Origin of the sequence: Bifidobacterium vansinderenii (assembly GCF_002234915.1) — a bacterium.
Taxonomy (GTDB): Bacteria; Actinomycetota; Actinomycetes; order Actinomycetales; family Bifidobacteriaceae; genus Galliscardovia; species Galliscardovia vansinderenii.
Genome location: NZ_NEWD01000016.1, coordinates 42,748 through 63,626 on the forward strand (window position 1 = coordinate 42,748; position 20,879 = coordinate 63,626).

15 protein-coding genes are annotated in these 20,879 nt (G+C 60.7%); 9 read left to right on the forward strand and 6 right to left on the reverse strand.

The window, feature by feature from the left end:
* Window positions 1-1,212 precede the first annotated feature (1,212 nt).
* From Tam10B_RS13245 to Tam10B_RS06435, 4 genes are all read left to right on the forward strand, one after another.
* Complete coding sequence (locus tag Tam10B_RS13245; protein WP_158214151.1) at window positions 1,213-1,389, forward strand: hypothetical protein; 177 nt, start codon at window positions 1,213-1,215, stop codon at window positions 1,387-1,389.
* A gap of 638 nt (window positions 1,390-2,027) precedes the next feature.
* Entirely contained in the window at window positions 2,028-2,273 is a 246-nt protein-coding gene (locus Tam10B_RS06425; RefSeq protein ID WP_143248573.1) for a hypothetical protein, read from the forward strand.
* Window positions 2,270-3,469 (forward strand): hypothetical protein, encoded by a 1,200-nt coding sequence (locus tag Tam10B_RS06430; protein ID WP_093960432.1) that lies wholly within the window; start codon window positions 2,270-2,272, stop codon window positions 3,467-3,469. Before Tam10B_RS06425 ends, Tam10B_RS06430 begins: the two co-directional genes overlap by 4 nt.
* A gap of 363 nt (window positions 3,470-3,832) precedes the next feature.
* A complete protein-coding gene (locus Tam10B_RS06435; RefSeq protein ID WP_143248574.1) occupies window positions 3,833-4,702 on the forward strand; it encodes a hypothetical protein in 870 nt (289 codons plus the stop codon).
* A gap of 231 nt (window positions 4,703-4,933) precedes the next feature.
* Here Tam10B_RS06435 and Tam10B_RS06440 read toward each other — a convergent pair whose 3' ends face one another.
* The 4 genes from Tam10B_RS06440 to Tam10B_RS06460 all read right to left on the reverse strand — a co-directional run bounded on the left by Tam10B_RS06440 (window position 4,934) and on the right by Tam10B_RS06460 (window position 8,824).
* Window positions 4,934-6,436 carry a hypothetical protein gene (locus tag Tam10B_RS06440; RefSeq protein ID WP_093960434.1) on the reverse strand — a complete coding sequence of 501 codons (1,503 nt, stop codon included), beginning with the start codon at window positions 6,434-6,436 and terminating at the stop codon, window positions 4,934-4,936.
* Between the two features lie 918 nt (window positions 6,437-7,354).
* Window positions 7,355-7,816, reverse strand: a complete 462-nt coding sequence (locus Tam10B_RS06450) for a hypothetical protein (RefSeq protein ID WP_143248575.1) — start codon at window positions 7,814-7,816, stop codon at window positions 7,355-7,357.
* Window positions 7,817-8,058: 242 nt separating this feature from the next.
* Window positions 8,059-8,472, reverse strand: coding sequence for a hypothetical protein (locus Tam10B_RS06455; protein WP_143248576.1), 414 nt, complete (start codon window positions 8,470-8,472; stop codon window positions 8,059-8,061).
* 40 nt (window positions 8,473-8,512) lie between these two features.
* Window positions 8,513-8,824 (reverse strand): hypothetical protein, encoded by a 312-nt coding sequence (locus Tam10B_RS06460; RefSeq protein WP_093960438.1) that lies wholly within the window; start codon window positions 8,822-8,824, stop codon window positions 8,513-8,515.
* Between the two features lie 813 nt (window positions 8,825-9,637).
* Here Tam10B_RS06460 and Tam10B_RS06465 point away from each other — a divergent pair.
* Entirely contained in the window at window positions 9,638-10,072 is a 435-nt protein-coding gene (locus Tam10B_RS06465; protein ID WP_093960439.1) for a hypothetical protein, read from the forward strand.
* Between the two features lie 714 nt (window positions 10,073-10,786).
* Here the strand turns inward: Tam10B_RS06465 and Tam10B_RS06470 are convergent.
* Window positions 10,787-11,563, reverse strand: a complete 777-nt coding sequence (locus tag Tam10B_RS06470) for a hypothetical protein (RefSeq protein WP_093960440.1) — start codon at window positions 11,561-11,563, stop codon at window positions 10,787-10,789.
* 619 nt (window positions 11,564-12,182) lie between these two features.
* Window positions 12,183-16,307 carry an MSCRAMM family protein gene (locus Tam10B_RS06475; protein ID WP_143248577.1) on the reverse strand — a complete coding sequence of 1,375 codons (4,125 nt, stop codon included), beginning with the start codon at window positions 16,305-16,307 and terminating at the stop codon, window positions 12,183-12,185.
* A gap of 400 nt (window positions 16,308-16,707) precedes the next feature.
* Between Tam10B_RS06475 and Tam10B_RS13545 the strand changes: the two genes are divergently transcribed.
* From Tam10B_RS13545 to Tam10B_RS06495, 4 genes are all read left to right on the forward strand, one after another.
* Window positions 16,708-17,733: an IS1595 family transposase gene (locus Tam10B_RS13545; protein WP_093960442.1), complete on the forward strand. Its 1,026-nt coding sequence runs from the start codon at window positions 16,708-16,710 to the stop codon at window positions 17,731-17,733.
* Between the two features lie 117 nt (window positions 17,734-17,850).
* A complete protein-coding gene (locus Tam10B_RS06485; RefSeq protein ID WP_093960443.1) occupies window positions 17,851-18,039 on the forward strand; it encodes a type II toxin-antitoxin system RelB/DinJ family antitoxin in 189 nt (62 codons plus the stop codon).
* Window positions 18,040-18,146: 107 nt separating this feature from the next.
* Entirely contained in the window at window positions 18,147-19,391 is a 1,245-nt protein-coding gene (locus Tam10B_RS06490) for an adenine-specific methyltransferase EcoRI family protein (protein ID WP_093960444.1), read from the forward strand.
* Complete coding sequence (locus tag Tam10B_RS06495) at window positions 19,381-20,547, forward strand: HNH endonuclease family protein (protein WP_093960445.1); 1,167 nt, start codon at window positions 19,381-19,383, stop codon at window positions 20,545-20,547. The genes Tam10B_RS06490 and Tam10B_RS06495 overlap by 11 nt, the downstream gene beginning before the upstream one ends.
* The last annotated feature ends 332 nt before the right edge of the window (window positions 20,548-20,879 follow it).

The following is a 20,879-nucleotide window of genomic DNA, read 5'->3' on the forward strand; positions in this document are numbered from 1 at the left end:
TAACCCCGATGTTCCGGAACCAAGGCCGAGGCTCAGGGCAGGTTTCCGACCTTAATTGGGAAAAGGAACTTGATATACAAAAATAGTGAAAGTCAAGGCCGATACGGTGAACAATGAGACGAAAGAAAAGAAGGGCAGTTAGCCGGACCAAAGAGAACAGGGGGAAAAGAAGAAGTTGAATGATCCAGCGTCCCGCGGGTCCTCCCCCACCCGACCCCTTCGAGTCAGCTCCACAATAAAAGGGAAGGTGGGACCGGAACCGGCCCGGGAAAATCCTCAAAAATAGTTTCCGGTTTTTCGTTTTTTCGAGGGTCAAGGAGACCCGAAGCAGGAAAAACAAGAAAAAACGACGGCCAGCCGCACTGGTCGGGAGCGCCGCAGGTACGGGTCAGCGACCATCAAGAGGAAACGAGAAGCCGATCACGCCCGGCGCAAAGCCAAGGCAAGGAAGAACAAGCATCAGCACCAAGCGGGACCGGACGCGAATCAAGTGCCAGACGTTCCTAACGAAAGTCCCGGACCACCCGCGCACGTTTGTTTTTCCTTCTTCTCACCGATCGGGGCTGGTTCTAGCCGACGCTTGTCTACTGCTAATTAGTAGAAGGGGACCATAGCCGTGCGCGCGGCACGTGCCGGGCCATCCGTCAGCAGCACCGCGGAACCCTCCGCTCTGCCCCTCCGCAGCGCGTTTCATGACCGGCGCTGAAAACGGCTCTCAGCGTTTTAATCACCGGCAGCCACCACCTGCTAATCCCCGGTGATTAGCCCGTTCATCTCCTCCTCGTTTTTCGCGTTTCCGACCCGCACTACGCGCGACGCTGGAATGGCCCGTGAAACCGGCCCTCAGCCGCACCGCAGCGGGACCGGCACCAGACTTCAGGAAAGACGAAAACGCGGACCGCTCACCGGCAAAACACCGGGGGGAAGAGCGGCCCGCTAACGAACAAAGGACGTTCATGGAACCGTACCGAGTCAGTGGTGGGTACGCACGGCACATATCCCCTGGAAAGCGCAAGCGGCACAACCGACGCGCGGGTCACGTACAAGCACACGGGACGAAACGGCCGAACCGAGGAGAAAACAAGTTGGGCCGTTCCCCAGCGAATACCGGGGAACGGCCCAACCGTGCAACAGAAAGGAGAAAAACAAACCAACGGCCAAGGTCGTGAATGACCGCGGTCACCCGGCGCATATCCCAACGAGCACGGCACCGTGGCCATCAGCCCGAAAAACCGCACCATGACCAGCGTCACCCCCAAGCCCACGCACCAACGCACTACGGCACGAATCAAGACGAAACACGAGAACCAGAGCAAGAAGACGAAGAAGAACGACACGCGGGCGCGGGTGGTCCGGGATTTTCCGACGACCATTGCCCAACGGCCATGAAGCAATGGTCCCCGTCCAGCTACCGCTACAAACCGGGGCAACGGATACGAGAAACGCTACGGGACGAAAAGCAAGCGCCCGGCCCCAACGGCCCCTAACCGGTGGTCCCGGACCACCCGCGCAGCATTTTCGTCTTCTTCTCCTGTTTCTGCTTCGCTGCTTTTACGTTGTCCTTTTGGGTTGGGCTTTTTGTTTGGGCTTGAGGCTGAGGCTGAGCGCCGCGGGTCGGTCCGCGTCTCCTCGACGTGCCGCGCGTTGCTGTGGTGACTCCTTGACGCGACCTTCTAAGCGTGCCCTTCACTCGTCAATCCGTCGCGTGGTCTGGTTCGTCTGCCCATCGCGTGGTTCGTTGATTGGTTCCGCACGTCCGGGGTGTCATAGCCAGCTTCCACGCGCGGCTCACCTGGTGATGTGACTGGTTCCGCGCTTCTGGGGGTGTCCTCATTTTGGTACCATTTTCGACCCTTACCCAGCCCTGCCTTGAGATGTCCGATTTTGGGTTTTGGTACCAAATTGGTACTAAAAAGGTACCAAAATGGGGACATTTGACCTGCTCAACGATATTGCCGATGGTGTCAAGATTCTTGCGGGGTCCGGTATCAATTCGGCCCCGCGCGGCACATGATTGGAGCAAGTTGATGGTTAGCGGATTGATGGTTAACGGTTCGTTCGGCCGCGGGATGTACGAGGATGATTCCCGGCCGGTCATCGAGAACAACGCGGGGAACGGCACCGACGCGCTACTGGTGGATTTCTCCACACCGGACGCGCTGCCGTTCCGACTTGACGAGTACGGCAGGCCCATTGACGAGGCCGGCACCGACGAGTCAGCATCCGGCAGGACCGCGCTCGGCAGGAGCAGGAGCGAGGAGGCCACGAAATGATCAAACTGACCGAGTACGCGAGGCACATGGGCATAACCAGCAGGACGGCCCGACGCAGGTTCTACAAGGGTATGCTGCCAGGCGCGGTTAAGACGGACACGGGCCGCATCTACGTTCCCGAGTCCCTCATACCCGATTCCCCCACCACGAACAAGCCGGTCGGGAAGGAGAAGCCGGCCAAGGCCATGGCTCAACCACCGGCAACCCGGTTCACCAGCACCAACGACACCGCAGCGGTCGTGTACGTCACCATCCCCGACGCCAGCCCGGAGGCAATCAGCCACGGCAAGGAACTGAACCGAGCTTGCCACGCTTACGTGAAGAAGAACGGCTGGAGGGTCACCAAGCAGGTCGGTGAAGTCACCATGCCCGGTGAACCACACGCTAAGCTCGCGCTCCTCCTCGCGGATAGGAGCGTCACACGCATCATCACACCATCCACAGCGGCCATCACCGGAACGGCAACGGACATCATCACTGCCCTGATGGACCGTGCGGGCATCCAGCTGATCGAGGTCCCCGGCATCGAGATCGCGGAGAACAAGACCGAGGAACCAGCAGCGGAACCGGCAGACCAAACAACAGGCACGACAAGCACCGGCACGGGAACTGAGGAACCAGCCGACACGGCCACGGTCCCGATGGAGGAACCCGACGTTGCCGATGACGGGCCGGATGACCCTGACCCGCGCATCACTGCCGCTTACGAGGATGAACCAACGACAAGGGTACCCCACGAGTCAATCACAGACGAGACCATAACCAGCGAAGACGAGGAGAACGACCCCACGAGCTGGAACGACCCCGACGCTGACGAGGGATGGGACCTCAGCACCGACGACAGCCACGAGGAGCATGAACCGTGGTTCCTCAGCATCCTGAACCACACAACCCCAAGCACGGCCCAGAACGACACGGCCCAGAACGACACGGGCACCACCGCAGGCCCAACCACGCAGCCGCAGCCGGAACAACCGACGAACGGCACCGAACCACCAGCAGAACAGGAAACCGACGACGGGGACGACACCGACGACCTCCACCACGAGCGGTACATGGACTCCCTCAGCGAAGTCGAACAGGAGTTCGAGAAGATGCTGGACGTAATGACCCCCGAGGACCCGAATGACTGGGAATGGTTCATCGCGCAGAACGACGGCCCCAACACGAAACCAAGCAGCATGGAGCAACACTAAAACCAGCCCCGGCGCACGAACCCAAAGCCAGGCACCAGCACAACCACAAGGAACCACGGCCAGGAACAAGCACCGCCGGGGAACAGCCGGGGAACAAGACGAAGAAGAACACGAACGCGGGTGGTCCGGGATTTCCAGCCGGACATGATAATCCCGGACCACCCGCGCTACCTATTGCCTTTCCCTGCTCATCATCGGTGGCCGTTCCCTACGGGGCCGATGGTCATCACCTGGCCCCGCGGAACCACCGGGGCCAGGTGATGCGGGTTCGGAGCGACGGGGGCAGCAATAACCGGGAATGGCAACGACCGGTTAAACAAAGGAAAAGCACGAATGGAGAAGAACAGGAAAGGAGACCCTGGAATGATTAGGGTCACGAGGAGGACCAGCCGCATCGTGCTGGTCGTTACCTGCATCATCATCGTTCTGGTGATCGCGGCTGGTGCCGTGCTCATCACCTCGAGGATAACCAAACCCGACCGCGCGTCCGAGCAGACGGGCATCACCGCCGCGCAGCAGGACCAGCGCATGGGGATGGCCCGCGAGACCACGGAGGGGCAACGCGCGGCGATAATCACCGGCACCGCGAGGCAGCGGGCCGAGGAGCGATTCGGGACAACGCTCACGGATGAGGAGCTACCCGACTGCCTGAAGGAGAAAATGACCGTGAGCCAAGCCACGGCATGCGCCAGGCGAATCACTCAGGCCGTGAAGGAGAAGCACGACCGCGAGGAGGCCGCGAAACAAGCCGAGGAGCAACGCAAAGCCGAGGAGGCCGCCAGGGCCAAGGCCGAGCAGGATGCCGCGTCCCAGGAGGCCAACGAGGAGCAGCAACCACCGGTGAACCAGCCCGAGGGGAACCAGACCAACCCCGAACCAGCACCCGTACAGCAGGAACCCGTGAACCACGCCACGGTCCGCACATGCTACGCCGGGCAGGGCAAGCCGCAATCCGAATGCGCGTGGGCCATCAACCTCGGGGGCCTCGTGAAGACCACCTACGACGGCGGCCCCGGTGAAACACTCATCGACTACGCGGCGCACAACAACGAGGGCGGGGCATGGATACTCGACGTGAAGGTCGGTGACGAGGTAATCATCGACGGTGAGCACTACCGTGCGACCAAGCTCAGGGACTTCGCATTCAACGAGGTGGACCCCGACCCCATCATGCTCCAGACCTGCCTCCCCGGCGGGGAACGAGCAAGGTTCGTCACGCTCGAACGAGCCTAAAGGCCAAGACCACCACCAGCCGACCAGAAGAAGAAAGAACAAGGAAACAAGCGCGGGTGGTCCGGGATTACAACTAACGACAATCCCGGACCACCCGCGCTACTTTTTCGCTGCCTTTAGCTGCTTTTTCGTTTCCTTTCGCTGCTCCTCCTCCGTTGAGCGCCGCCGGTCCTGTTCACCGGCCGTGGTTTCGCTTACCACCGGCGCACACTGCCGTTGGGTCAGTGCCGGTCACCTGCTTTTTCGTAGCGGTTTCTGAGCGGGGCCGGCTGCTCGTGCCCGGTTATCCCCCATGGGCCATGTCAAGCCGGGTATTCCGGCTCCGGTTCCACTGCCAGTGCCGTTGCCGCGTGGTGCCGCTCGTCGTGCCCGCTCGGCTTGGTGCCGTCGCATCTCTTCCTCCTGCTCCTGCTTGACCTGACGTGCCGCGTGGATGATGCCGGGGCCGCGTCGCAGGTAGCTTGCCTGGAGGGTCTTGTTTCTGCGGAGGTCGTCAGCGTCCTCATCGTCAAGGAACCGTAATGGCCGGTACCCGTGCGTCGGTGTCTTGCCGTTTCCCCCACCGTTCGTGGTGGTGTGTGTTCCCGGTATGTCCGTCGTGGTGCCGGGCAGTTCGAGGTCCAGCGCGTCCATGGAGTAGCCGTATCCCTCGTGCTCCTGCATCGTGAGCCGGGCCTCCTGAATCATGAGCGCGTCGGGGCTATGCTCTTTACGAGCGTTGCCGTTCCCGCTCCCGGCGAGCGGCTGCTTGGCCATGCGCGCGGCCTTGCGGAGCGCGTTCTTCTCGGCCCCCTCGCGGTAGCCTCGTTCCTCCTCGCGGTCCTGCATGTCGATGAGGAGCGGCAATGCGGAGCGGCGGATTTCGACACTGCCCCCGGCCACCGCTGCCGCGTATGCGAGGCATGAAGCATCATCCGGCAGGTCGAGCGGGCTGGTGTCGTCGTCATCCACAACACCGTCGATGCGTCGCAGCACGAGCACGCGGTCCGAGAACGCGTTCCAGTCCCTACGCTCGCGTGCCTCGTCAACGAGGTCCAGCACCTGCTTATGGGCCTTCAGCGTCATGGAGTGGAGCAGCTCGTCGTCACCGGGTTTCGGCTCCGGTGCGGGGAACCGTGCCTCGAGGTCCTCACGGTCCATGCCCTCGAGCATCGACGCTAGCTCATGCCTTATCGGGGATTCCTCATACGTCGGGTCCCTCCGGCAGAGCTTCTGGCCGAGTACGTCACGCGCACCGCGCTGGGCCTCACCGAGTATCGAGTCGAACGGAGCATCCGTTACTCCACGCGCGTACCGCTTAGCGAGGCCGTTCACGCGGGCCTCGATACCGACGCGGGCGAGGTCGCGAGCTATCTGCTCCCGGTTCTCATCCGGGTCGGCCCACGAGTCATCCCACTCATCATTCAGCCTCAACCACACCCCGGCGGGGACGCTGGCCTTCGTCACGTAGGCCAGCTTCATGAGCTTCGCGACCGTGGCCCGCTCCACATCACCGGCTGGTACCTCACGGCCCTCGCTGAGCATGATGAGGGACGCGCGGCTCACCTGAAGATCAAGCTCCCGATAACCCGGCTGATACGCCAGCGCGAGCTGATGCCTCCACTCAGCGGGGCTATCCATGAACACCCTCAGCTGCTCCGGGGACCAATCCCCCGTACGCTTCAGGAACTCCACGTCGTAGCTGTCCATGACGCGCAGCGCGTAAGCGGCCAGCTCACGCGTCGAACCAATCACACGGCCACCACCCGCGGCATTACCGGCATTACCGGCACCGGAACCACGGGCAGGAGACCCAACGGCCACGCCCGGCGCATCGGCAGGGACCGGAGCCGAACCAGCGGCACGAGGAACCGCAGCGGGGCCGGTTCTATAGTCGTTTTGCGTTTCAGCAACACTATTTGCAACGTTTTTTGCATTATCCAAAGCACCGGGCACCGCACCGGCCCCGCTCCTCCATGCCGCGAGCCGGGCACGGAACCCAGCCACGCTACGCATGAAACCCGCGCGGAGCCGCGAGGCAACACCGGCAAGACCACCGGCCGGCGCACGATTCCCGTCCGCGGGAACGGCAACACCAGAAGCACCGGCACCATCACCAGCGGAAGCACCACCAGCGGAACCAGCAGCCGCAGCAGCCGGTGCGGATGACCGATGCGGCCCCTTACGCATCGGGGCATGGGAACCAAGCCGCTCGGCCTCCTCGGCCGCACGCTCCTCCACGGCCCTCATAGCGGCATCCCGCGTCGGGTAATCCGCATACGGGCAACGGCCATCCGGTGCCGTGCACCTACGCACCACACCATCCCCAGCATCATGCCAACCAGCCATACCAAGCACCTCCACACATCAAGGAACGAACCACCGGGCAGGCCCAGCGGAACACAATAAACAATCACTCACGAGCCGCATATCCCCACAAGGCACGAGCACGGAAAGAACCAACAGCGGCAAGACCAGCAACGCACGAACCCGACGCGGGACGGCCACAGGAGAAGAAAAGGAGGAGAAAAGAAAGTAGCGCGGGTGGTCCGGGATTTTCACCGATGGCCCCGCACACTACCCGCGCTACCTACCCGTCTGCTCCACCGACCATTCCCCGGCACCGTGGAACCAATCAGCTCGAGGAGCCGACCCCACGGAGAAGCGGAGAAGCTAATCCGCCACGGGCACGCGCGTCACGACAAGCAACGAGCCGTCATCCAACACACCATCACTGGAACCAGCCGAACCAGCAGCATCACCACGAACGGCACCACCGGCATCCACATCCCCGGCACCACGGACAGCATCCACACCAGCAGCTGCACCACCGGAACGGTACCCCGCGTACCGGGTCTTATCGCTATCCACGAACAGGTCCGGATGGTCAAGACGAACCGACGTCACCACGGCAATGGCCTCCAACGCACGGGCACGACGCACCGGGTCCGTTTCCCCGAACCCAAGGTCCGATGAGTCATGCTCATACACGAACCCATCCGACAGAACGAACCTCAAATCCCCGGTGACCCGATTCACCAGCACATCCACCACGCGCGGCGACCCATCAGGCCCCGGTCCCCCATCCACGCTCACGCTCACCACGGAACCATCACGAACCGACCAATCAGACACGAGAACCACCACCTCCAGCCCCACCATCAGGGCAACCGAACGGAACGGACACGCACGGCAAACAGCACCAGCGGTCAGATCATAACCCCGAACACACGACCCACGAAACCACAGCCAAAACCCGCCACCGGCGACGAATGAAGAAAGAAGAAAAACGAACGCGGGTGGTCCGGGATTTCACTAACCAATAATCCCGGACCACCCGCGCTACTGTGCTGCACCTTCTTACTATGCCCTTCTTGTTATGTCTCTGGGTCGAGGAGCTTGTCGGTGCCCCATGGCCCGGCTATCCTCGTTTCCTTCTTCTGGACGTATCGGATGGAACCTTCCTTTGAGCGGGCGGGCGTCATCCAGATGTTCCTCGGCCAGTACTTCACGAAGTCGTACCCGCGCATGGGTTTCGGCAGCTGGACGTAGAAGTGGTAGTGACGGTACCCGCGGTAGGGATAACCAACACCGTGCAGCCCGTCCGGCTTGCCGTTCTTCGTGATTCTTTTGCCGTTGCCTTCCTCCTTCTGACCGACCCATTCCCAATCGGGATGCTGTCTGAAGATGTCCATCAGCACCTCGAATGGAACTAGCTTCGAGCTGACGGTGATGAAGTAGGCCGCGCTGAAGTACCTGCGCATCATCCACTGCTGATGCTGGTCGGCCATCGGTACGTTACGTTCGAGTGTCAGCAACTTCCCCATCCTCTCAGTCATCGAGCGTGCGGGGCTTCGCTCGGTTGGCCTTCTGCTTCATGCCGATGCGGAGGTAGATGAGACCCACCGCGCTGATGAGCGCGACGACCATGATGATGAGTATGAGCCGGCTCACCCCCGGCCCGAGGAACGCGAGCACCGCGCTGAGTATCCTCCACACGGAGTAGCCCCCGGTGAGGATAGCGAGAAGCATGAAGACGCGGCTGAGCCAGCCGATGCGCTTCTCGTCCAGCCAAGCCGCGAGCGACCCGGTGATGAGGAACGCGAGGAGCGCGAGTATGACGAGTACGATTCCCCTGACCATGATGATGCTTCCCTTCCCATGAGCCGGCCAAACGGACAGAACGGAACGGGGCCGGCCACCAAGTACGAACCGGGCTAACGATCAACAGAACAGCAGCCGGCCCCTCATTCGGAACGGGCATATCCGACCAAGCGAACGCACACCAGCACACGCGAACCGTCACCGCACGTCACGGGACCGAAGGAGAACCCCCAAGAACCAGTCCCGACCACCACGCGGCGGCCGACCCAAGCAAGGCAGGCCAGGCACGCACCGTCATGGCACCGAGCCAGGTGAGGAGGCATGATTCACGCCCGGCGTCAGAGAAGCACGGACAGGAGCAAACGGGCAATAGAGAAGCGCGGGCACCAGGGGGCCACGAGCCGGACCATTTTTCCCGATGCTAACGACCCGAGGCCAGACCAAACCAAGCACCCGCGCTACCCGCGGGCCAAGCGGGCCACCACGCAGAATCGCACTGGCCCCTCAACCCCTACGGTGAACCGCTACACATCACGGACACCGCACGGTAGCTATATCACACAACACCATCACGAACACGAGACCCAACACCGGCAGAAGGAAAGAAGAAACAAACGAAAGAAGAATGACAAGTAGCGCGGGTGGTCCGGGATTTTCGGTTAGCCATTGTGATGCCCGGCAGATGATGCCGCACACAGTTCACATCACCGCGTGTTCGTTCGTTAATGGAGAAGCATTCGCAAGAATCAGTTGCCAGCTGAGGAACAATCAGGCATAAGCGCGTACCGTAGCAGGTATGCCTCGTCCAACTTGGACGGGGAACGGAACAAACGTCAAGCGAAGGAGCGCGTCATGGCTAAGGGATGGGATTACGCGGAGCTATCGCAATGGGCCGCGAAGAACGGTGGACCGCAAGCCGCAGTCGAACTGCTGAAGAAAGCGGCATACCGCGACGGTTCAAGCGACGCGTGGTCAGCCGCGCGAATCGTCATCGCGGGAGCCGGGGCCGCGTGCCTCATCATCGGTGGTGTTGCCGTGAAGTACGGACCCGGAGCTATCGACGCGGTGAAGCGTCAACTCGCAATACTGAAGGAACCGAAGATAACCGACGAGCAACGAGCCGAGGCCGAGAAGCAAATCATCGAGGCCATCGAGAAGAACCCCGCACCGGATGATGACGACGCGGGAACGGATCCGAGCGATGACGCGGGAACCAGCTCCACCAGCGACGATAACGGAACCGAACCCGACGAGGAGAACGGGGACAAGGAACCAACGGACAAGTAGCACCATCACGCGTGAAGCCCCGGCACCAACCGGCCCCGCGTCCACACGAACCACCACGGGAACCCCGGAACCATCGGAACGGCCCCGTGAAGCACGAGAATCACGCTCCACGGGGCCATTACCGACGATACCCAGTACAGCACCAACGAAAACACGCGCTGAAAACGGCTCTCAGCAAAACCACCATCAGAACGCACCACCTGCTAATCCCCCACGGGCAACGGCTCCACAAGCACCCCAAAAACCGCGGTCACGAGGGACGGCACACCACACACCAGCACCACACGAAAACCAACGCTCAAGCACCGGACCCACGCGAAGCAACCATACGAGAAACCGCAACAGGGACCGAACAACAACCCAAAAAGGCACGAAGCAAGCACACGGAACAAGCAGCACCAGCGGTCAGAACGATAACGACAAGCCGCGCTAATGCGCTGAACAAGAAGACACAAACAGGCAGAAGACCAGACAAAGAGACGACGCTGCGCTGATGGTCTTGAACATAAGCAATTAGTAAAGCCCGTAACGCTCATAACCAGCGAGCGCCCGGCGCTAAACGATAATCCCGGACCACCCGCGCAACTACTCATTCCCTTGCTCCTTCTCCTCCGCAAGCGGGTAATGATGCGTTGCTCATGCCGGTGGCGGGCACACGGACGAAAAAGGTGCAGTCCCATCCAACACGTGCGGGGACGTCAGCGTCGGTGGTTATTACTTGAGGCCGCTGAGGAGGTGCACGTCACGCATGATGCGCTGCTCCTCCGGGCTGATGGTGGTCGGGTCCTGGTTCGCGTAGCGCTGCTTGAGGTCCGTGTCGATGGATGACCAATCCTCCGGAGTGACAGGCATGCCATCGTCATACGGTGACTCGATACCGGTGCCGCGTTCACGCTCGAGTTTCCCGAGGACACGCTCCAGCTTCCCAGCGGCCCTCACACCGGCGCGCTTCGCACCATCCGGGTCGTCGATCACGTAACCCGTCACCTGACCATCGTCACGCACGTAGCCGCGCAGCTCCTCCACCGGGTCCGTCCTCCATTCCTCATCACTCGCGAGCGTATCGAGGAGTTCGATGATGCGGCCGCGCGTAGCGAGGAGTTCCGCCGGCGGTTCCCGGTCATACCCGACGGGGCTGCCATCCAACGAGATGTAGTTCTGAATCATGCGCGCGTATGACTGGTCACGCATCGTCCAATCAACCGCGTTCGCGGAGTCACGACCCAGCAGGCCCGCGATGGCATCACTCACCCAGATGCACCGGTGCTCCGACCGCGACGCGCAATCCAACCCGTGGTAATCCCGACCAAGATCGCCGCCCGTCGCGGCCAGCAAATCATCCTCCACCTCACCACGACCCATCGGACCGCCCGGCACCATGCCCGAACCGGAACCACCATCACCAGCGGAACCGGAACCGGAGGAACCAGCCACCGCGTCACCAGACTCAGCCTCCACCTCGGCAGCAACCCGCTCCTCGAACGCATCCATCGCATCCCCAAGGTCCGAGTAATGCTCCCCATACCTGCACGGCCGCACCGACGCGGTGCAACGCTTAGGACCCTCCGGAGTCAAATGATAACGAGCCATGACACGAACCCTCCAAACACAACAGGGCAACAAGCAATCGCAAGAGGCATATCCAAACCCCGCACAAGCAACGCACCATCACCGGCAAGAAGAAAAAGAAGGGGAAACAAGAAGCAACGCGGGTGGTCCGGGATTATCCATACTCACGCGCTCGCTGACGCGCACCATCCAAAGCCGACGAACCGCGGCCGGGGCCAGTCACCGACCGGCAGAAGAACAACCGGAAAACGAACGCGGGTGGTCCGGGACTTCTTACCCAGTCGCTCGCTGGATTCGCACCGCTGCCGGGACCAGTCACCGGTGACGGATGAAGAGAACAGAAAAACGAACGCGGGTGGTCCGGGATTTTCTTCGTTGATCCCGGCCCACCCGCGTTACGTCCCTGTGGTCTTCTCCTTGCGCGTTGCCCTGCTTGTTGCTTGTGTGGAAACGGCTGCGGGGCCGTTCCGGGGTTTCGTCCCCTGCCCGGCCCCGCTTGTTTCGTGGTGCCGTTCCGGCCGTTACCGGCCGGTGGTTCGTGTTACTTCGTGCTGCTGCTTGTGGTGGTGTTGCTGGTGTCGAGGGCCTTCATGGCACGTACCGTGATGAGCGTGGCGATGCTGACGGCCGCGAGGATGATGAGCGTGATGATGCTTCCGGTTTGCGCAAGTTCGCTGAGGCCGGGGTTCTGGCCCTCGGGGATGTTCGTGATAGCGTTGCCCTTCGCAGCGTCGGCCCCGGTGATGGTCACCTTCGCGTCGTCCGTGATGGTGATGGTGTGCGTGGCGGTGCTGAGCTTGTAGCCGTTGGGGGCCTTCGTCTCCGTGAGGTAGTAGGTGGAGCCGTTCGTGATGCCGCTGCTGACCTTCAGGTAGCCGGCCCGGTCGTCCTCGTCATTCGCTCCGTTATCCACGACGGTCATCGGCTTGCCGGTGGAGTCGCGGAGTTCCCATTCACTGTTCTCGAGCACCGTGCCGGTGTCGCTGCCGATCTTCGACCAGGTGATGCTGGGCTTCGGTGCCGGCGGCGTCGTGTAGTTGCCGACGAGGAGTGACGCGCTCCCGTAGAAGTAGTGCACGGACGCGGAGTCGGACGCGCTCTTGATGGTGATGCCGTCGAACCCGTAGCTGTCGCGTGCCATCTGGAACACGACGGGCGTGGAGTCGAGGATGTAGCCCGTTGGGGCTTTCGTCTCCACGAGCTTGTACCAGCCGTACTCGAGCTTCGCTACGCTTATCCAGCCTTCCTGCGGGTCACCGTCACTCGCCCCGTTATCCACGATGTGCGTGGTCTTGCCGGTGGCGGTGCCGTTCTCGTCCGTGGGGGTGAGGTCCCACTCGGTTCCCTTGAGCGGGTTCGGGCAGCGCATGGAGTCGCACTGGTCCATCGTGGTGCCGTCGGCCTTGACGATGGTGAGCGTCGCGAGTGGCCGCTCCACGTCGCGGACCTGGATGACGGACCCGGCGATGACCGCGTTGCCACCGACCTCCCTGAAGTCGTCGGGTATCGCGGTGGTGGTGCCGTCCGCGCACTTCATGTAGAAGTAGTTCGGCACGTTGCTGAGCGCGTAACCGTCAGGTGCGGTGGTTTCCGTGACGCGGTACGCGACCCCGCAGTCGATCTGGCCGATGACCGCGTAGCCGTCGCTGCCGGTGGTGAGGTCCTTGTTCTTCGTGTCCTCGTTCCACTTCGTCCCGTCGTACTTGTCAACGCGGAACACGGCTCCCTTCAGCTTCGTGTAGCCGCCCGCGTCGGTCTTCAGAACCTTCACGGAGCGTGCGTCGATCGTGCCGGCCGCGTGGATTATCGTCAGGTCGTTCGTGGTGGACCCGTCCGTGACACCGGTGGCCTGTGTGGTGCTGTCCGTCTTGAACTCGTTCCTCAGGCCGGGGATGCTGGAGTCCGGGCTGTTGAACCGGTACCTGTACTGGATGAGCACGTAACGGCCGTCGGGAATGTTCTTGAACTTGATGGTGCCCGTGGCGGAGTCCCAATCCACGTAATCCGAGCAGCGTTTCGGGATGGACTGGTTGCCCTGCGCGTCACGGACCCCGGACCCGCATAGCTCCTGCCAGGATCCGCTGCCACCCCCCATTGCCGCGTAGGTGGTGATGGTCACACCACCATTGCCGCTGTAGTCGGTCGGCTGGTCGAGGCCGAGGAGCGCGACCGCTGCGTTCGCGGGCAGGTTCGTGAGCTTGTCCGTGATGGTGACGGGCTTGCCGCCGTTCAGCTGGAACCCCATGCTGTTGTAGTTGATCGTGTAGGTGGAGTCCGTCCCGTTCTCGCTCGCGTTCCCGTAGCCGCCGCTCTTCTTGCTCACGGTGCAGACCGTGTAGTTCTTCTCCCCGCTCTTCGCGGTGTGCGTGTACGCGCCGTCGAGGTACTTGCCGGCCACCGCGTCATCCACGCTGGCCGCGATGTTGCTCGTGACCGTGTTCTCCACGGGGACCGTGGCGCAGTAGCGGCCCTGAGCGTTCGTGCTCGGCTTCCCGTTGGCAGCGACGTAGGCCGGGTCAATCGCGGTCGGTGCGATGGCCAGGTACCCCTTCCTCGCTGCCTTGTCGATGATGATGTCGAACGTGCGCTCACCCGTCCTGACGAGCTTCGCACTGGACCCGCTGGTGTTGACGGTCTGGTCACCGACCTTCTCCATGTCGGAGAAGGAACCTATGGTCACGAGGCCGTTAGGCCGGAGCGCGAACACATCGTAGGTCTTGTTCCAGTCGAACGTGTCGGCCGTCACGGCACCATCCTTGTACTCGTCGGGGTTCGTGTACTGCACGATGACATCGCTGACGCCCTCGGGCAGGGTCTCGTGGAGCACGAGGGTCTTGCCCGCGTCACCGCTGGAGCCGCTGAGGGACCAGCCGATGTGCCACTCGAACTCCGACTGGTACTGGCCGTTCGAGTCCACGTAACCGGAACCCGTCACCGCGTTCTTCTTCAGGGACTCGACGTCGTAATCCACACCGATGCACTTCGAGTCGAGCCTCGTGCCGTCGCTGCCCGTCGTGGTAGCGCAGTTACGGCCACCCACCATGGGGTCGCCCTCCTCGGCACCGGCGGTCGTGTAGTACTTGAACATGAAGGATGCGCCGGCCGGCAGCGCGTCGTTCACCGTCACCTGACCATGGTCGATCAGGTTCGGGTACACGGTCTGGCCCGTGTCATAATCCATGGAGCCGCATTCCTTCGCGCCCTCGGTCGGGTAGGAGTCATCACGCTTGTTGTACGCGTTGCCATAAGCATTCGTGCACTTCGTGGTCCACGTAACATCGTTCAGGCCGCTGGCCTTCTTCACCGCGTCCACTATCTCCTGCGTCTGCTTGATGGTGAACCAGGTCCCGATGCCCTCCTCGGTGATGCCCCAACCAGCCTGAGCGGGGCCGTCACCCTCGTTCGTCACCGTCACATCCCAGGAGATCTGCACGGAGCAGTTCCTGTCACCGTAAGCGCATTCCCTGCCGGTCTGCCGGTCAACGTACCTCGTGTCGTGCGTGTCCTGTGCCTTCTGGATCTTCAGCTGGTCCTTCTTCCCGTAGAACGGGTTCGGCTGCTCCGCACGAGCCGCGTAGGCATACGCGACGTGCTGGTAGCCGTTCGAGTAGGTCTGCCAGTTCTGCGCGGCACCATCCCCCGTGGTCCAGCCCATCGAGTCATAGAGCACCGCGGCGTTGTAGAGATTCTCAACGTTGTTCGCAAGCTCCGTCGAATCCGTGGACGTGGTGACCGTCACCGTCATGGACTGGTTCGCGTATAGCGTGAACGCGTTGCCCCAGTTGCCACCGAAGAATCCCGACTGGTCCAGCGCGTCCCACGTGCTCGTGCCGCTGCGCGGGCAGTCGAACAAGCCTGTCGTGGAGTAATCCACCTTCGCGTCGATGGACTGGATGCGGCAATCAGCGAGGTACGCGTTCTTCAGCGGCACGTCGCTCGTGTTCGTCACCTTCACCTGCCATTGGAACTGGTTACGGTTCCTGCTCGTGTCCTGCTTCGGGTAGCCCTGCGTGGTGAGCGCGCTCTTCTCGATCTTCACGGACGGGCGCTTCACCGTGATGGCCTGCGTGGCACCGTCACCGAACTGGACCGACTGGTCCGCGCCGGTCGGGAACACTGCATCAGTCTGCGCGTTGAACCAGACGTGACCATCCACGAGGTCCGTCTGCGCGTTCTCCGAAACCGCGGAGTCCGTGAACGTAAGCGTCAGGTACTCCGTTTTCGAAGCGACGTCATACCCATTGAAATCGAACGAGGCCCACTTATCCGCACCGTGGTACACGGAACCCGACGACGGGACCGAAGCCGAACCACCACCATCGAAGTGGAACCGCATACCCTTCACCGGGATACGCACCACCGGGTTCCCCTCCGTCAGCGTGCCCTTCGGGATCTTGAACCCCACATTGAAACGCACACCCTCATACACCGTGATGGAATGAGCATCCTCGGTAAGGTCAACCCAATCACCCTCACTGCCCTTCTTCCCGTCAGGCAGGTACTGGGCCTGGAGCGACTCCACGAAACCCGAACCATCCACCGGCGCAGCCGCGCTCGACGCGCCAGCCGCGAGAACGGTACCCAAACCGACCGCAACCACCAGCGCGAGGAACGCGGCCACCAGCCACGAACCCCGCCCGCGCGCGGCCCCAACCAACCTACTCATAACAACAAACCCCAATCCCGACCGAAGTCGAATACGAATACGCATAACCCGGCCGCTTGCTGAAACCATTACCGGAACCCGCATATCCACGCACCACCGGCACCGAGCAAAAACAAGGAACACCACATATCCACACAAGCCCGGCGACCCGCCCCGCGGGAACCACAGGCATCCAACCGGCAAAACCACAAGGCACAAACAAGTGCACACGCACGGCAAAGAAAAGAACAAGAGCAAAGACACGCGCACACTCAAGAAGCAGAAGGAACGCGACGACCCATAAAAAGGAGAAGAAAGAACAAAACACGAGCGCGGGTGGTCCGGGATTTAATTAGGGTCTGTTAGACCAACGTGTTGGTTTTGATTTGCAAAGTAGCTACATAGTGCTTACAATGGGGCTATGGGTAGGCATAGCGGGGCAGCAAAACTGGTCAGCGGGGTTCGGGACGGCCTCGCGCTGCTGGATGACGACGAGCGCCGCCGGGCGATTGAGGCCCTTCGTTCCATCGTGTACGAGGACATGTTCGGCACGGGTTCCCAGGAGCTGCCCTCCAGCGCTTGCACGCGCTGCGGTTCGATAGCGGTCCAGAAGTACGGCAGGACCCCAGCCGGAAAACAGCGCTGGTACTGCAAGGACTGCAAGCGCACGTTCACCGCGACCACGGGCCGGGTCCTCGGCATGTCCAAGCTGCCGGACGACGTGTGGATGCGGTTCATCGAGTCGTTCATCAGCCGGGATTCTCTGCGAGACTGCGCTGACAAGTGCGGGGTATGCCTGCGCACCGCATGGTTCATGCGCCACCGCGTCATGGAGTGCATCAAGCGGTACAACCCCGCGTTCAACACCGGGGCCGGCGACCGTGTGGAGATTGACGAGACGTACTTCCGCGACAGCTACAAGGGGTACGGGCACGCGAACTCGAAACTCACGATGCCCCGCCCGGCGCGGACGAGCGGCAAGAAGGCCTCGAAACGCGGCCTGAGCAAGGAGCAGGTGTGCGTCGTCACCGGCATCGATGACAAGGGCGCGTCGTTCCTCGTGGTCGCGGGGCGCGGGCTGCTCGGCAAGGCGCGCGCCCTCCGCGCGCTCACCGGTCGAATCGGTGCCGGAGCGCTCGTGGTCACCGACAAGGCCGGCTCGTACCCCGCCGTGCTCAAGCGGCTCGGGGCCGAGTTGAAGCAGACCGACGCGACGGAGCACGGCATCAACCGGGTCAACTCCCTGCACGCCCGGCTCAAGGACTTCATGAAGCCGTTCAAGGGCGTATCCACGAAGCACCTCCAGTCCTACCTCTCGTGGTTCCAATGGACTGAGGTATTCAAGAGCAGGCCCACCGAACAGCAGCGCACGATGGGCCGTCAGGTCAGGGGCGGCACGTACCGGCGCACCCGCAGTGCCTACATCAACATGCCCATGCCCATCTGACCCATCGTTTGGTTACCCGCGTTTTCTTAGATATGCGCACTCCAGTTGGTAGCATGACCAGCATCATCCAACCGTATGTACTACGATGTAGCTACCACACGATTGGAGGACAACCCTATGAGCGTGCCGACCACCACCATGAGAATCGACCCAGAGTTGAAGGACGAGGCCAACAAGGTGCTTGGAGAACTCGGTCTGAGCCTGTCCGGGGCCGTCACCATCTTCCTCAAGGCCGTCGTGCGCGAACAGGGACTGCCCATCGACATGAGCATCAAGCCGGACAAGACCGACGAGAGCAACCGATAGAAGGAGTAGGCTCCCCATGATGATAAGCAAGCGGGGGGGGCAAGCGATAACGGCCTGCTGACCCCGATCAGAAAGCCCATCACTATCACCAAAGAAGGTGATAAGTGATGTCTGGGAAAAGCGTACTTAGCGCTGCGGCAAAGGCCAAGAAGGATGAGTTCTACACGCAGCTCAGCGACATCGAGAATGAAATGCGACACTATCGTGCACACTTCAAAGGCAAGACGGTATTCTGCAACTGCGACGATCCGTTCGAGAGCAACTTCTTCAAGTACTTCGTGCTGAACTTCAACAAACTCAAGCTGAAGAAGCTCATTGCGACATGTTATGACGGTTCACCGATAGCCAATCGGCAGTTGTCTCTATTTGACGTTCTCAAACTTGATACGGCTCAGGATGAGGGGGAACGGGGCAAGCCTTACAAGGCCGTGGTTACCACGGTTCACGATACCACCGGTAACGGTGGTATTGACATGCTGGACGTGAAGAATCTATTCAAGGACGGGGAGAACCAGCTCACTGAGCTTGAGGGGAATGGTGACTTCCGTTCGAAGGAATGTGTGGCTCTGCTGGATGAGGCTGACATCGTGGTGACTAATCCACCATTCTCCTTGTTCCGCGAGTATGTGGCTCAGCTCATGGAGCATGACAAAAAGTTCATCATAATCGGTAGTAAGAACGCTATTACGTACAAGGAAATCTTCCCGTACATCATGAATGGAGGGCTATGGCTCGGGTACGGATTCGCTAACGGCAATTCGTACTTCAAGATTCCCCCGCAAAATGCGCGCGCTTTCGCTAATGGGGTGTATGACCCGGAAAAAGGCCTTGTCCATTTCCGAAATGTCACATGGTTCACGAATTTGGACATCGGTAAGCGTCACGAAGAGATGATTCTCGTCCGGAAATATGCTGGGCACGAGTCGGATTACCCAAAGTATGACAACTATGACGCTATCGAGGTGAGCAAGACAGCTGACATTCCGGAGGATTATGCCGGGCTGATGGGTGTTCCAATCACGTTCCTTGATAGGTACAGTCCTGACCAATTTGACATCGTTGGTATCGCTAAGGCCGGTGCTGGTGACATGTCCCTCCGCACGAAGGTATATCCCCGGCAGATTCAAATCAGCAAGATGGGTAAGGAGTCGTTAGTAACGAAGCTGAATGATGGCCCGGCGTTGAAGGTGAGGGAAGCTCCGGAGGATAGTACCTACTACCGCATCGACGATGACATATTTGTGCAGGTCTATGCACGTATTCTCATTCGAAACAAGCATCCGCAGGGCGTTTTTGACTGTTTCCCCCTCAACCCGGATGAGACCGACAAAGGAGCATTGAATGCAGATTGAGCAGCGTACCGTCACCGTCCGTGACGTGACCGACGATTATTTCAACAACGACGAGGAAGGTGTCAGAGGCTATCATGCTCGGCTCGACATCCGGCCTCCGTACCAGCGTGAGTTCGTGTACAAGGACAAGCAGCGCGACGAGGTTATCCGCACGGTTCTCAAGGGTCTGCCGTTGAACGTGATGTACTGGTGCAAGACCGGCAAGAATGAGGATGACGAGGAGACCTACGAGGTGCTGGACGGACAGCAGCGTACCATCAGCCTCTGCGAGTACGTGGACGGTAGTTATTCCGTGGATGACAAGTACTTCGACAACCTCCCGCAGGATTTGAAGGACAAGATACTCGACTACGAGCTGTTCGTGTACGTGTGCGATGGCACGGACAGCGAGAAGCTGGACTGGTTCAGAATCATCAACATCGCGGGTGAGCAGCTCACCGACCAGGAGCTACGCAACGCGGTGTACGCCGGCCCATGGGTCAGCGACGCTAAACGCTACTTCAGTAAGACCAGCGGCCCCGCATACAAAATCGCTGGCGACTACCTGAAAGGTGACGCTATCCGGCAGGACTATCTCCAAACCGCGATTAACTGGGCCGCGAAAGCCGAGAACGTCAACATCGAGCAGTACATGGCACAGCACCAGTACGACGCGAACGCAGTAGCCCTTTGGAACTACTTCCGCTCCGTCATCGATTGGATTCCCGCGACCTTCACCAAGTACTATAAGGAAATGAAGGGCTTGCCGTGGGGCATCTACTACAACGAGAACAAGAACCGCACCGACCTTGACCCCAAGAAGCTGGAGAAAGCCACGGCCAAGCTCATGGGGGACGAGGACGTGACAAACAAGCGAGGCATCTTCCCGTTCCTACTGACCGGTGATGTGAAGAACCTTTCTATCCGTCAGTTCGACCGTGCAACTAAGCTTGCTGCTTACGAGAAACAAGGGCATAAGTGTCCTACATGCGGTAAGACGTTCGATTTCAGCAAGATGGACGGCGACCACATCATTCCGTGGTCCAAGGGCGGAAAGACCGTTCCGGAGAACTGCCAGATGCTCTGCAAGGAATGTAACCTCAAGAAGAGCGCTCAGACCTCCGCAAGCGAGAAGGCCACTGGTTGGACCAGTTGGCTCCTCGATGTGCTTCTCTGACCTGCATAACCAGAGGTAGCTCAAACGGATAAGACAAGGTGTGCCCACCGGCGCGTAACCGGTGGGCACACCTTATTTGAATCAAAACCAACACGTTGGTCTAACAGCCCCTTTAATTAACCGGTAATCCCGGACCACCCGCGCTGCCCCTATCCTCATTCTTCCCCACCCCGCTGCTCCTTGTCCTCCTTCTTCTTCATCCGCGCGGCTTCTTGTTCTTCTCCTCACCTGTCACTCGTCGCTTGCTCCTTCCCCGCGTCCCCTTCGTGCCGGTCATGCTGGTTGTATGATGGTGCTCGTCCATCACTCCACGGTGAAGAGGACAATGCATA